This window comes from Hyphobacterium marinum, from assembly GCF_036330325.1.
In the GTDB taxonomy this organism is placed as follows: Bacteria; Pseudomonadota; Alphaproteobacteria; order Caulobacterales; family Maricaulaceae; genus Hyphobacterium; species Hyphobacterium marinum.
The window spans coordinates 1,009,083-1,022,895 of sequence record NZ_JAZDRO010000001.1 but is presented as its reverse complement, the minus strand read 5'-3'; the positions used below and the strand labels follow the sequence as shown (position 1 = coordinate 1,022,895).

The following is a 13,813-nucleotide window of genomic DNA, read 5'->3' as shown; positions in this document are numbered from 1 at the left end:
ACATGCCCCGATGGATATGGAATTCGGCCGCGTCGCTGGCCATGCTGACCGCGCTGGCGGCCCCGCCCGCCCTGGCCGAGGGCGAACGCCTCGTCATGGACCGGGCTCCAAGCGGCCACTTTCTGGTACCGGTAACCATCAATGACACGGGACCGTACACCTTCATTTTCGATACCGGTGCCAGTCATACGGCCATCGCCCAACCGATCGCCGAGGCGCTGGGCTTCGTGTCGCAATGGGAGCGGACCGGCGACGTGCAGTCACTGACGACCCGCTTCGAGGCCGAGCGATTTCCGCTTCGCCGTTTCGAATTCGCGCCGACGGGACCGCTTGGCCTCGACGCCGTGGTGGTCCCGACCGATCCGGACGAACCGCGCCCCGTAGCCGGGCTTCTGGGGGCCGATGCCATCACATCGCTGCGATACGCCGTCGATTTTTCGACCGGCACGCTGACCTATGACGCCGATGCCGCAGCCCACGCCGATGGCCGCGTCAATCCGATTGGCCTACTGCTCGCCGAGGCGCGCCTGCTGCGCGGTATCAGCCATATCAACGTGATCATCGACTCCGGCAGTGCCCGCTCCATCGTCAATCCGGAAATGGCGCGCAATGTCCGCCAGCGCTCGAACCTGATCCGCTACAATATCAACGGCGTCGATGACGACATCGACATGGAAGCCGCACCGGTCGCCATTCGCCGCTTCCAGATTGGCGGATTGTGCCTGGACAGTGTCATCGCCCTCCAGGCCGATCTCGATGTCTTTCACGCGCTGGGCTGGAACACCGAACCGGCGATCGTTCTGGGGATGGACGTGTTGCAGCACGCCTCTGTGACGGTCGATCGCGAGGCCGGCATCGTCCAGATTGATGCGGCCGGCGACGGCATAGCCTGTTCGCGCTGACCCGTTTTCGGTCCGGGCAAAGAAAAAGCCCCGGCGAACCGCCGGGGCTTTTCCGTTTGAGGCATATGGCCTGCCGCTAGGGCGCGCCGGACGACCGGTCCATCGACGGACCGCCCGCCTCGGTTTCGGTCGGGTGCGGCACCATCTCCTTGGCTGCTGAACCCATCAGCCACTTGATGACCGGCGACAGGAGAAGCATGCCGAGCGCAATCGCCATCGCCCACATGCCGACCTGGCTGTAGACATCGGCATAGCCCGCCATGGCAGCATCCGGGTCGGTCAGCTGGCCGCCAAGCGTTTCGGCACCGGTTTGCGCAGCGATCACACTGGCCAGATAGTTCGACAGGCCCGAATACAGGAACCACGCGCCCATCGTCATGCCGACCACGCGCGCCGGAGCGAGCTTGGTGACGGCCGACAGGCCGACCGGTGACAGCGTCAGTTCGCCCAGCGTGTGGATCAGATAGATCAGGAACACGAAATACACCGGAACCAGTGCGCCAGAGCCCGTCAGGTTGATGCCGGCCACCAGCACATAGAAGCCCAGGCCCGCCATGAAGACGCCGAATGCGAATTTCACGGGCGTCGACGGGTTCAGCTTCCGCTTGGCCAGCGCGACCCACAGCCACGCAATGATCGGCGCGAAGAGGATGATGAAGCCGGCATTGAGCGACTGGAAAACCGGTGCCGGAACACTGACGCCGAACATCGTCCGGTCGACCAGCCGGTCGGTAAACAGGTTCAGCGACGAACCGGCCTGCTCGAACAGCGCCCAGAACGGGATCTGCGCCAGTACGAAATAGGTCGCTGCCAGCATCTGGCCGCGTTCCTCACCCTTGGTCAGGAACAGGGCATATCCCACCAGCACCGCCAGCATGATGATGCCCAGGATCAGCGAGACACTGCCGAATCCGCTCGGATTCATGACCGACAACATGGCCACCGCGATGATCGCCGGTCCCGCGAGATAGCAGGCCATCTCGACATTGATCGGGCCCAGGAAGCTCTTCTTCAGTTTCTCCGGGTCAGGCGGATCCGCCTTGCCTTCCAGCCAGCCCTGGAAGAGCCAGAAGGTAAGCAGGCCCAGCAACATGCCGATCCCTGCCAGGCCGAATCCATATTTCCAGCCATAGGCAATACCGATCCAGCCAATGGTCATTGTGGCCAGGAAAGAGCCCAGATTGATGCCCATGTAGAACAGCGTGAAACCGGAGTCCCGCTTCGGGTCGCCCAGATTGTAGAGCGCCCCGACAATCGTCGAGATATTGGCCTTCAGGAAGCCCACGCCGGCGATGATCAGCGCCAGGGCGAGATAGAGGATGTTGACGTAGAGCTCTTCCTGCTCGACCCGGGTCATGTCCTCGGAAAACGGCATTTCTGCCGGCAGCCCGACCGCGTCCGGGTTGTCGACCAGCATGACGCTCGCGCCTTCGCCGAAGCTGATGGTCGACTGTCCGGTTTGGGACACGACGATCTGGTTGGCATCGCCGCCGCGACCATCGAGCGTGATCTCGTATTGCGTGCCGTTATAGTCAAAGACTTCCCGCGATCCGGCCCCCTCGAAGGCCATCAGGCCGTGTCCGAGAACGAGCAAAATGGCACCGTAGGTCACGGCTTTTCGCTGACCCAGATACCGGTCGGCCAGCGTTCCGCCGATGATGGTCATGATGTAGACGAGCGCCGTATAAGCGCCGTAGATCAGGCTCGAGCGCTCATCGGAAAACAGGAAATGCTGGGTCAGGTAGATGATCAGCAGGCCCCGCATCCCGTAGTAGGAGAAGCGCTCCCACATCTCGGTCAGGAACAGGATGGCCAGCCCCTTGGGGTGGCCGAAGAAACTGGTGTCGGTCGATGCCCCCGAGGCTTTCGCAGGTGTATCGGTCAAATCATCCTCCCCAGATGATGGATGGCTGGAATCTGGCGCGCACTTGATCACGCGCCGGGCGGCGGCTCAAGCCCGCAATGGTCACGAGACTGTCACAGGCGTTCATGTGGGGGCTGTAACTAGCCCTCTCCCTGGTGGGAGAGGGTCAAGACGCTACCTAGTAAGCGCACTCGGTGAAGGCCGGTTCGACGCTTTCCTTCCAGGGGCCATGATAACGATCGAGTAATTCATCGGCCGGGACACGGCCCGTGCGCACGCTCTCGTCGAGATCATCCAGGAAGAGCGCTTCATTCTCGCCATGACCATTCAGGCGGCCGCGCGCCCGAAGGCCGGCTCGTGAAATGGCGAGCGCCTCGCGGGCGATGTCCTGGATTTTTCCACCCCGGAATGCGGCCTGTAGCGCGGATTTCGCTGCACCATGGCGCAGAGTGGTCCGGTCCTCATGGGTCCAGCCCTTTACCAGGTCCCACGCCGCGTCGAGCGAGGCGTCCTCATAGAGAAGACCCACCCAGAAAGCCGGCAGCGCGCACAGCCGCGCCCACGGTCCACCGTCCGCGCCGCGCATTTCCAGGAATGTTTTCAGCCGGACTTCCGGGAAGATGGTCGAGAGGTGATCCTCCCAGTCGCTCATCACCGGGCGTTCGCCCGGCAGGATGGAGAGCTTGCCGGCCATGAAGTCGCGGAAGCTGAGACCGGTCGCGTCGAGATAGACCCCGCCGCGCTTGACGAAATACATCGGTACGTCGAGCGCGTATTCGGCATAGCGCTCGAACCCCATCCCGTCTTCGAAGACGAAGGGCAAAAGGCCGGCGCGGTTGTTGTCGGTGTCGGTCCAGACATGCGCCCGGTAGGAGCGGTAGCCGTTCGGCTGGCCATCCGCAAAGGGCGAATTGGCAAACAGCGCGGTGGCGATGGGTTGCAGGGCCAGTGAGACGCGAAACTTCTTCACCATGTCGGCTTCGCTGGCGAAATCGAGATTGGTCTGCACCGTACAGGAACGGAACATCATCTGGTGGCCCAGCGTGCCGACCTTGGGCATGTAGGCCTTCATGATGCCGTATCGCGCCTTGGGCATGACCGGCGTCTCTTCCAGAGACCATTTCGGCGAGAAGCCAAGACCGAGGAAGCCCGCCCCGATCTCGTCGGCGACGGTGCGGACTTCTTTCAGGTGACCGTTCACTTCCGCGCAGGTCTGGTGGAGGTTTTCCAGCGGCGCGCCGGACAGCTCGAACTGACCGCCGGGCTCCAGGCTGACCGAAGCGCCCTCGCGTTTCAGCGCAATGACCTTGCCGGCCTCTTCGACGGGCTCCCAGCCAAAACGGGTCAGGCCATCCAGCATCTTGCGGACCGTCGGCCCGTCGCCCTCATAGGGAAGCGGGGAATGATCGGCGAGCGCGAAGCCGAACTTCTCGTGCTCGGTCCCGATGCGCCAGGCGACCTTGGGCTTGCACCCTGAAGCCAGGTGCGCCGCCATCTGCTCGATGGACTCGATGGGCGCGCCCTCGCCGCCCTGATTATAGCTGCCGCTCAAAAGACCCGTCCTTGTCCCGTCTGCCTGACTGCACAAGTATGGTTCGTGCGCGCGTGAGGCAAGGCGCGGCCTGTTGGTTCACGCGACTTTGTGCCCGGCGTTACCAGTCTCCGCAGACCGCCTGCCACAGTGTCAGCGCAGCAGCAGCCGCCGTATCGGCCCTCAGGATACGCGGCCCCAGCGTCACCGGGATGGCCTTAGGTACGGCCCGGATACGCTCGCGCTCTTCCGGGGCAAAGCCGCCTTCCGGTCCGATAAGGATGGATACGCCCTGCCCCCCACCCCTACCCTCCCCCGAGGGGGAGGGAGAAAGCGCTAAACCCCCTCCCCTTGAGGGGAGGGTTGGGGTGGGGTGGGCTAGTTCCTGAACAACCTCCAGCATGGGCCGGGCATCCCCGGCCTCATCGCAGAAGATCAGCGTCCGCTCGCCCCAGCCATCGAGCACCCGGTCAAGTTTTTCCGCTTCGGCAATCACCGGCAGATCGAGACGTTCGGTCTGTTCGGCGGCTTCCCGGGCAAGCGCAGACAGGCGATCAGTCCGCACCCGGTCGGCGATGGTTCGGGCCGTGATGACCGGCCGGATGGATCGTGCACCCAGCTCGGTCGCCTTTTCCACGATGAAATCGGTGCGCGCTTTCTTGACCGGAGCGAACAGGAGTTCGACGTCGGGCGGAAAGCTCTGTTCACGCCGCTGCGTCCGGCATTCCAGTTCGGCGGACTTGCGGCTGGCCGCCGTCACGACGGCCTCCCATTCGCCATCGCGGCCATTGAACAGCCGGACGCTGTCCCCGGCCGCGCGCCGCATGACCGACACGAGATAGTGGGTGGCATCCCGGTCGAGGGCGATCCGCTTGCGCGGCCCGAGCGTATCCACCACATGAAGGCGAGGTATCGTCATGGCTCATTGCCTAGCGCAAAGCCGGGACCGCCGGAACTTCATTTCCTGCGATCGGTTGCCTGACAGCCGGACCTGGTAGCCACGACTGAAGGAACCCGCTCATGAAATTGCAATCGGTCAATCCCGCCACCGGCGGCCTCATCGCGGAATATGAGCGGCATACCGAAGTCGACATCGAGGCGGCGATCCTGGCCGCGGACAAGGCCTTCCGGGCCGGCCGCAGCGACACGCCAACGCGGCGGGCCGACCTGTTGACGAAAACCGCCGGAATTCTGGAGACCCGCAAGGAGGAACTCGCCGGCCTGATGACACGGGAAATGGGCAAACCGATCACCCAGGCCCGCGCCGAGATCGAGAAATGCGCCCTCGTCTGCCGCTACTATGCGGACAATGGCGAGGCCTTCCTGGCCGACGAAATGATCGAGTCCGGGAAGGGCAGGAGTTTCGTCCGTCACTTGCCGTTGGGCCCCATCCTCGCCGTGATGCCCTGGAATTATCCCTTCTGGCAGGTCTTCCGCTTCGCGGCTCCAAACCTGATGGCGGGCAATACCGCGCTTCTCAAACATGCGTCGAACGTCACCGGCTGCGCACTCGCCATCGAGGATGTCTTCCGCGAGGCGGGGTATCCGGCGGGCAGTTTCACCACCCTGAAGGCCGGGTCCGACCAGGTCGCGGGCGTGTTGAAGGACCCGCGGGTTCGCGGCGCGACCCTGACAGGATCGGAAAAGGCTGGATCCGCCCTGGCCGGGACGGCCGGCGGCCAGGTCAAGAAAACGGTGCTCGAACTCGGCGGGTCTGACGCATTCATCGTCATGCCGTCGGCGGATATTGGCGCAGCCGTGGACGCCGGGCTCGCGTCCCGGCTGAAGAACAATGGTCAGTCCTGCATCGCCGCCAAGCGCTTTTTCCTGCATGCCGACATCCACGACGACTTCCGCGAGCGCTTCCTGACCGGCCTTTCCGAAACCGTTATCGGCGATCCGATGGACGACGCGACCGGGCTTGGCCCGCTGGTATCGCGCGACGCCTGCGAAATGCTCCACAACCAGGTCTCCAGGACGGTATCGCTGGGCGGCCGCCGGATCGGGGCCGGGCAGTCCCTGCCGGAGACCGGGGCCTTCTTCGAGCCGGCCATTCTGGAAGACATTCCCGCGGCTAGCCCCGCGGCGACCGAGGAATTGTTCGGTCCCGTTGCGATCTTCTATCCGGTCCGCAGCCTCACCGAAGCCATCGATCACGCCAACGACCATCGCTACGGGCTGGGCTCATCCGTCTGGACGACCGACGAGAGCGAGACCGAGATCGCCATCAACCGGATTGAGGCCGGTTCCACCTATATCAACCAGATGGTGTCCTCTGATCCCAAACTGCCCTTTGGCGGGGTGAAGAAGTCCGGCTACGGACGGGAATTGTCGATGGACGGGATCCGGGAATTCACCAACCGGAAGACCGTGGCGATCAAGTAACTTTACCGGTCACTCCCAGCCCGATAGCTAGGGTGCATGACAGGATCAACAGATCGCCGCGTTGCTGATTCCCTTCCGCGATCATGGGTGGACCGGGCCCCGGCGCGGATCCGTCCCTTTCTTCGTCTCGCCCGCTATGACCGCCCGATCGGTTTCTGGCTGCTCGCCATTCCCTGCTGGCAAGGCCTCCTGCTGGCCAATATCGGTGGCCCGGGCCTGGGCTGGCCGGATCTGGAACTGGCGGCGCTTTTGACGCTCGGTGCCATCGCCATGCGCGGCGCGGGCTGTACCTATAACGACATCGTCGACCGCGACCTCGACGCCCGGGTCGAACGAACCCGTGACCGGCCACTGGCTGCCGGAACCGTTTCGCTGCAATCGGCCTGGCTTTTCCTGCTGGCGCAATGCCTGGTCGGGTTTGTTGTGCTGGTCCAGTTGCCGCCGATTGCCATCGGTATCGGTCTGGCCGCCCTGGCTCTGGTCGCTGCCTATCCCTTCATGAAGCGGATCACCTGGTGGCCGCAGGCCTGGCTCGGTCTGACCTTCAACTGGGGGATTCTCGTGGCCTACGCCGCCGTCACCGGCGGTATCGATACAGCCGCCGTGCTGCTCTATGTCTCCGGCTTTTTCTGGACGCTGGGCTACGACACGATCTACGCCTGCCAGGACATGGAGGACGATGCGCTGGTGGGCGTCCGGTCAACCGCGCGCGCACTGCAAGGCGGCCTTCACGCCTGGCTGTGGGGCTTCTATCTCGCCGCCGCCCTGTTGGCCGCAGCGGCTATCCTGGTTCAGGGTCCAACGCCGTGGTTTGTCGGCCTGTTCGCGCTCTACGCCTACTACCTCTTCGACCAGATCCGGCGCACCGATCCGGACAAGGGTGCAGCGTGTCTCGCGGTGTTCAAATCGAACCAGATCACGGGACTTCTTCTTACCGGCGCATTATTTCTCGCATGCATTATTTGACGGTACGCCGCAGGCATGGCGAGATTACACTGAAACGGTGTTGGCCGAGGCTGCACCGGGGCAAATTGGGAGACGAGAGCATGATGAAATGGCTTCTTGCCCTGGCTGGCGCGTTGGCGCTCGCCGCCTGCGGGGAAAATTCCTCCGGGGAGCTGGTTGAAGCTGTCGATCCGAACGGAGATGACGGCAGTACCACCCGCGAGCAGGGTATCCAGGTCGATGTCCGCTACGAGACGCTGGACAATGGCCTCCGGGTCGTGATGTCCCGCGACACGTCCGTACCGACCGCGACGGTAGCCGTTTACTACGGCGTCGGATTCCGCGTTGAGCCCCAGGGCCGTACCGGTTTTGCCCACCTGTTCGAGCACCTGATGTTTGAAGGCTCGGAAAACCTGCCCGGCGGCACGATGACCAACCTCATCTACAATGCCGGCGGCGTGCAAAACGGTTCCACCCGGTATGACTTCACCAACTATTTCGAAGTCGTCCCGAACAACGCGCTCGAAGCGATCATCTGGGCCGAGGCCGACCGCATGGCCCGCCCGATCATCGACCAGGAAAATCTCGACGCCCAGCGCGGCGTCGTCCGCAACGAGGTTTTCGTCAACGTGATCAACCAGCCCTATGGCGGCTGGATCTGGATCGACCTGCCCATGCTGGCGAACGAGAACTGGCATAACGCCCACAATTTCTATGGCGATCTGGCCGACCTCGACGCGGCATCACTGGAAGACGTGCAGAGCTTCTTCGACACGTATTACTCGGTAAACAATGCCGTCATCGCCGTCGTCGGCGACATCGAGTACGACGAGACCATGGCCTGGATTGTCGAGCATTTCGGTACCATCGAACCCGGCCCGGCCCTGCCGCCACTCGACATTTCCGAGCCGCGTCAGACCGAGGAAAAGTTTGGCACAATCGACGATCCGCTGGCACCGCAGCCGGCGCTCGGATTTGCCTATCACATGCCCGAACGCGGCAGCCCGGAATACTACGCCATGGCGGTGCTCGATCAGCTTCTGGTCCAGGGCGATGACAGCCTCTTGAACCAGCGCCTCATCAATGAGGAAGGCTATGCCTCCGGCGTGTTTGGCGGCATCAACCTCCTAGGCAACATGTACAACTACAATGGCCCGATGCTGTGGAGCGTGGGCATGATCCATGACGCTCAGTACGACCGCGACACCATCATGGCCACGGTCGACGAGGTCATCGAACAACTGCGGACCGAAGAGATCACCCAGGAGCAGCTCGACCGGTCGATCACTAAGCTGCGCTCGCAATTCTACGGCATCGTCGATTCCGGCACGCGCTTTGGCCTGATCGACCTTCTGGCGTCCTTCGCCCTGTTCGACGACGACCCGAGCCGGATCAACCGGATCGAGGCGGGCTTTGACCAGGTCACGCCTGAACTGGTCCTGGCCACGGCCCAGGAATACCTGCGTCCGACCAATCGCTCGGTCCTGGTTGTGCGACCTGTTGAAGACGATGCGGACGAGACGGAGACGGAATGATGAAAACGCTATTTTTCACCATGGCCGCCTCGGCGGCCCTTCTCGCCTCACCCGCCGTGCTGGCGCAATCACCCCAGCCGGCCATCGGCGAGCCCGAACCCTTCGAACTGCCCGACACGCAGAGCTTCCGGCTCGATAACGGGATCGACGTGACCTTTATCCCCTTCGGCCTCGCGCCGAAGGCGAACATCCAGGTGCACGTTCGCGCCGGTAATCTCGACGATGGCGACATGACCTGGCTGGCCGATCTGACCGGGGCGATGATCGAGGAAGGCTCCGCGGGGCGCCCGTCCGACGAGATCGCGCTGGAAGCGGCCTCGATGGGCGGTGACCTCAATGTCGGTGTCGGTCTTCATACCACGACATTCTCGACCAACGTCCTGGCCGAATTCGGTCCGCAGGCCGTCGGACTTCTCGCCGACATGATCCGGCGTCCGGATTTCCCGGAATCCGAACTCGAACGCGTGCGCAGAAACCTGATTCGCAACGTCTCGGTCTCCCGGTCCCAGCCGGGGCCCGTCGCCAACGAGGCCTATGCGGAGCTGCTTTACGGAACTGACCACCCTTACGGCCACACCTTGCCGACCACGGAAGAGCTGGAAAGCTACACGCTGGATGACATCCGGCGTTTCTACGACGCCAATTACTCGGCTCAGCGAACCCGGATCTATGTCGCGGGCCGTTTCGACCAGGCCGCGATGGAATCCGCGATCCGTGACGCTTTCGGTGACTGGCCGGAAGGCGCAGCCGACGAAGCAGTCGCCGTTGCGCCCAACCCGGGGCCGGTGATGCAGCTCATCGACCGGCCCGGCGCACCGCAATCGACCCTGCGGGTCGGTTTCGACGCCGTGGGTCCCGACCACGCCGATTACCCGGCTCTTGTGGTGATGAATGCCATTCTGGGCGGATCCTTTACCTCGCGGCTGACGTCAAATCTGCGCGAAGAACACGGCTATACCTACTCGCCGGGCTCGGGCATCACGACCCGGCCGGGAGCCGGTGGCTACTGGACCTTCAACGCGGACGTTACGACCAGCGTTACCGGAGCGGCCCTGGCCGAAACCTTCGGCGAAATCGCCCGGCTGCAGATCGAGCCAATCGGCGCGGAAGAAGGCGACGGCATGCGGACATGGTTGTCGGGCCTGTTCATCCTGCAGAACGCTTCGACGGGCGGGCTCATCGGACAGGTCGCCTATCGCGACCTCTATGGCCTGCCGGATGACTATCTCGACACCTATGTGACCAACATTCTCAGCGTCACGAATGAGGATATCACCCGGGTCGCCAACACCTATCTCGATACCGACGAAGTCATTCTCGTCATCGTGGGCGATCTCGAACAGATCGAGGACCAGGTCACGGCCCTGCCTCAACTTGAGGACGTGCCAATGGCGGGCGAATAAGCATAGCGCGTTCAGTTTCCTCCCCCGTTCACGGGGGAGGAAAGTCCTTCAGCCGCACTTTCCGCGTCATTCCCCGGCATGTCCGGGGAATCCCAAATAGCCATGATGCCCCACCCCGGCCCTCCCCCACAGGGGGGAGGGAGTGCCGACGCTAACACCTCCCCGGGAGGGAGAGGATTCCTGTACTTTCCCCTCCCCTTGAGGGGAGGGTCAGGGTGGGGTGGGAAAACGGGCTCCATCAGAACAGGGATGCCCCGCATAAAGTGGGGCATGACGCAGAAGAAACAGGCGTTCGGCCATAGTCCTTCTGCAGAAGGAAAAGTGAATGTCGCCCGGCTTTTTCTTTCGGGCATGAAGGAAATGTCGTAGGGATTCGGCCATGGCCAAGGCACGCGCCGTCGACCGGCGGCTTTTCCTTCTGACCGAAATCGCCGCGCGGCGTCTGAACCGCGCCGCTGATCTGCGCCTGAAATCCGAGGCCGGCATCAGCGCGGCGCAGGCCGCCGTCCTGTTTCTGCTGTTGCGCCGCGGCGAGCGCCGGATGGGCGCGATCAGCGAGGTTCTTTCCTTGAATCCGCCCGCCGTGACCGGTCTCGTCGACCGCATGGTCAAGGCCGGTCTCGTCGGGAAGAAGACCGACCCCGGCGACCGGCGCGGCGCGGTCGTCGCGCTGACGGCGAAAGGCCGGAAAGCCGGTCTGGCCGCCGATACAATCCTGAAAGACATGAATGCAGCACTGGAGGAGAAACTCGGCGAGGACGCCGCCGATTCCCTCCATGATGCGCTGACCCTGATCGCCACAACGGATATCGAGACATGACCGAGCATGTGACCGTCGCTGACGAAGGCGGCATCCGCACCATCCGCTTCAACCGGCCGGACAAGAAGAATGCGCTGACGCGCGCCATGTACACCGCCGCGGCCGAGGCACTCGAGAGCGGTGACACGGACAACGCCGTCCGCATCTATATCCTCGGCGGTCAGGACGGCGTCTTTACCGCTGGCAACGACCTGATGGATTTCATGGAGGCCCCGCCGCATATCGGCGCGGCCGAGACTCCGCCGGTCGAACGCTTCATGCGGGCACTGCTGACGGCGAAAAAGCCCGTCATCGCGGAAGTCGATGGCGTCGCGGTCGGTATTGGCACGACCCTCCTGATGCATTGCGACCTCGCCTATGCGTCAGACCGCGCGATCTTCCAGACGCCATTTGTCGATCTGGCCCTGGCCCCGGAATATGCCTCCAGCCTGTTCTTCCCGGCCCGGCTGGGACGATCGCCCGCATCCGAACTCCTGCTGCTCGGCGACAGCTGGGGTGCCGCAAGGGCCAAGGAAACCGGCCTAATTTCCGATGTCTTCAGCGCCAACGACCTGCCGGGCGAAGTCCGCAAGCGCGCGGAAAGCCTGGCGGCGAAATCCCCCGGCGCGCTGCGCCAGGCCAAGGCCCTGATGACGGCCGAACCCGAAACGGTCAGTGACCGGATCGTGCGCGAGGGCGGCATTTTCGCAGACATGCTGCAATCGCCCGAATTTGCCGAGGCCGCGACCGCCTTCATGGAAAGGCGCAAGCCCGACTTCTCGAAATTCTAGGGACCGCCAAAAATGGGCAAGGGCGCACATTCCTACACTGACGATCCGCGCAATGCGGACGTGAAGGTCTGGATCAACGGGACGCTTAAACCCCGCGCCGAGGCGACGGTCTCTGTACTCGATTCCGGCTTTGTCCTCGGCGACGGCGTCTGGGAAGGCTTGCGCGTTCATGACGGCCATATCGCCTTTCTCGACCGGCATCTGGACCGGCTCTACGACGGCGCAAAGACGCTCGATTTCGATATCGGTCTGAGCAAAGCGGAACTGACTGAAGCGCTCCGCGATACGCTTGCGGCCAATGACATGCTCGCCGGTGAAGGCGTTCATATCCGCCTGATGGTCACGCGCGGGTTGAAGGCCACGCCCTACCAGGATCCGCGCGTGACGATTGGCCCGGCGACAATCGTCATCCTGCCAGAGTGGAAGACGCCTGACCCGGACGTCGCCAAACGGGGCGTGACCCTGTTCACCGCCCATGTCCGGCGCGGCTATTCCGATGTGCAGGACCCCAAGCTCAACTCCCATTCCAAACTCAATTGCATCATGGCCTGCATCCAGGCCACCAAGGCCGGGGCCGACGAGGCCCTGATGCTCGACCCGCACGGCTTCGTGGCGACCTGCAACTCCACCCATTTCTTCATCGTGCGGAAGGGCGAGGTGTGGACCTCGACCGGGGATTATTGCCTCGGCGGTGTCACGCGGGGCGTGGTGATCGAGCTGTGCGAAGCCAGCGGCATCCCGATCCGCCAGAAGAATTTTTCGCTCCACGATGTCTATGGCGCGGACGAGGCCTTCATCACCGGCACCTTCGCCGGACTCGTCCCCGTACGCAGCGTCGATGGCCGGACCATCCGTGACGACCGCGGGCCGATGGTGGAGCGTCTGCAGGGCCTCTATCGCGATCGGGTGAAGGCGAGTACGGCGTGACCATTCGCCTGTGCTTCTGGTCCGGACCCCGGAATATCTCCACGGCCATGATGCGGGCCTGGGAGAACCGGGCCGACTGCGCGGTCTGGGACGAGCCCTTCTACGGCCCCTATCTCGTCGAGACCGGGCTCGACCATCCGGGCCGCGAGACGATCGTGGACGCCGTACCCACGGATGCCGGGGAGATTGCCGCGCGTTGCGCCGGCGATGCGCCGGACGGCTCACCCCTCTTCTTCCAGAAGCATATGTGCCAGCACATGCTGCCCGGCGTGCCGCTCGACTGGATGGCGGAGTGCCGGCACGCCTTCCTGATCCGGGATCCGGCCCATGTCGCGGCGAGTTTTGCGGCCACGGCGGGCAATGCGACCGAGGCCGATCTTGGCACCGCGCGCCAGCTGGAGCTCTACGAAACGGCCCGCGCGCTGACCGGTCAGGACTGGCCGGTCGTGGACGGCCATGACGTTCTCGCCAATCCCGAGGGGATTTTGCGCGCGCTCTGCGCGGCGCTGGATGTGGCGTTCGACACAGGCATGCTGAGCTGGCCGGCCGGACGGCGCGAGAGCGACGGTGTCTGGGCTCCCTGGTGGTATGAACGGGTCGAAGCCTCGACCGGGTTTGCACCGCCGCGGGACAGTCCCCATTTCCTGCCCGAGACGCTCGAGCCGGTCGTCGCCGCCTGCCGTCCCGCCTATGAAGCCCTGAAGTCCCGGGCCCTGACCGCGTGACAGCAA

12 protein-coding genes are annotated in these 13,813 nt (G+C 63.7%); 9 read left to right on the top strand and 3 right to left on the bottom strand.

From position 1 onward, the window contains the following. The first annotated feature begins 2 nt into the window (after positions 1-2). On the top strand, positions 3-902 hold the full coding sequence (locus V0U35_RS04850; RefSeq protein WP_330195530.1) for an aspartyl protease family protein: 900 nt from the start codon (positions 3-5) through the stop codon (positions 900-902). A gap of 76 nt (positions 903-978) precedes the next feature. On the opposite strand, the gene V0U35_RS04845 is transcribed toward V0U35_RS04850, so the two are convergent. From V0U35_RS04845 to V0U35_RS04835, 3 genes are all read right to left on the bottom strand, one after another. After that, positions 979-2,787 carry a peptide MFS transporter gene (locus tag V0U35_RS04845; RefSeq protein WP_330195529.1) on the bottom strand — a complete coding sequence of 603 codons (1,809 nt, stop codon included), beginning with the start codon at positions 2,785-2,787 and terminating at the stop codon, positions 979-981. Positions 2,788-2,944: 157 nt separating this feature from the next. Further along, positions 2,945-4,318 (bottom strand): glutamate--cysteine ligase, encoded by a 1,374-nt coding sequence (locus V0U35_RS04840; RefSeq protein WP_330195528.1) that lies wholly within the window; start codon positions 4,316-4,318, stop codon positions 2,945-2,947. A 100-nt stretch (positions 4,319-4,418) separates the two neighbouring features. Further along, positions 4,419-5,216 (bottom strand): 16S rRNA (uracil(1498)-N(3))-methyltransferase, encoded by a 798-nt coding sequence (locus V0U35_RS04835; RefSeq protein WP_330195527.1) that lies wholly within the window; start codon positions 5,214-5,216, stop codon positions 4,419-4,421. A 101-nt stretch (positions 5,217-5,317) separates the two neighbouring features. On the opposite strand from V0U35_RS04835, the gene V0U35_RS04830 reads away from it, so the two are divergent. From V0U35_RS04830 to V0U35_RS04795, 8 genes are all read left to right on the top strand, one after another. Continuing rightward, entirely contained in the window at positions 5,318-6,682 is a 1,365-nt protein-coding gene (locus tag V0U35_RS04830) for an NAD-dependent succinate-semialdehyde dehydrogenase (protein ID WP_330195526.1), read from the top strand. Positions 6,683-6,769: 87 nt separating this feature from the next. Beyond that, positions 6,770-7,648, top strand: a complete 879-nt coding sequence (gene ubiA / locus V0U35_RS04825) for a 4-hydroxybenzoate octaprenyltransferase (protein ID WP_330195525.1) — start codon at positions 6,770-6,772, stop codon at positions 7,646-7,648. 80 nt (positions 7,649-7,728) lie between these two features. Next, positions 7,729-9,162, top strand: a complete 1,434-nt coding sequence (locus tag V0U35_RS04820; protein ID WP_330195524.1) for a M16 family metallopeptidase — start codon at positions 7,729-7,731, stop codon at positions 9,160-9,162. Beyond that, positions 9,162-10,565, top strand: coding sequence for a M16 family metallopeptidase (locus V0U35_RS04815; RefSeq protein WP_330195523.1), 1,404 nt, complete (start codon positions 9,162-9,164; stop codon positions 10,563-10,565). Before V0U35_RS04820 ends, V0U35_RS04815 begins: the two co-directional genes overlap by 1 nt. A gap of 379 nt (positions 10,566-10,944) precedes the next feature. Further along, complete coding sequence (locus V0U35_RS04810) at positions 10,945-11,385, top strand: MarR family winged helix-turn-helix transcriptional regulator (RefSeq protein ID WP_330195522.1); 441 nt, start codon at positions 10,945-10,947, stop codon at positions 11,383-11,385. Continuing rightward, positions 11,382-12,155: an enoyl-CoA hydratase gene (locus V0U35_RS04805; protein WP_330195521.1), complete on the top strand. Its 774-nt coding sequence runs from the start codon at positions 11,382-11,384 to the stop codon at positions 12,153-12,155. The genes V0U35_RS04810 and V0U35_RS04805 overlap by 4 nt, the downstream gene beginning before the upstream one ends. A gap of 12 nt (positions 12,156-12,167) precedes the next feature. Beyond that, a complete protein-coding gene (locus V0U35_RS04800) occupies positions 12,168-13,082 on the top strand; it encodes an aminotransferase class IV (protein WP_330195520.1) in 915 nt (304 codons plus the stop codon). Further along, positions 13,079-13,807 (top strand): sulfotransferase-like domain-containing protein, encoded by a 729-nt coding sequence (locus V0U35_RS04795; protein ID WP_330195519.1) that lies wholly within the window; start codon positions 13,079-13,081, stop codon positions 13,805-13,807. The genes V0U35_RS04800 and V0U35_RS04795 overlap by 4 nt, the downstream gene beginning before the upstream one ends. Positions 13,808-13,813 lie beyond the last annotated feature (6 nt).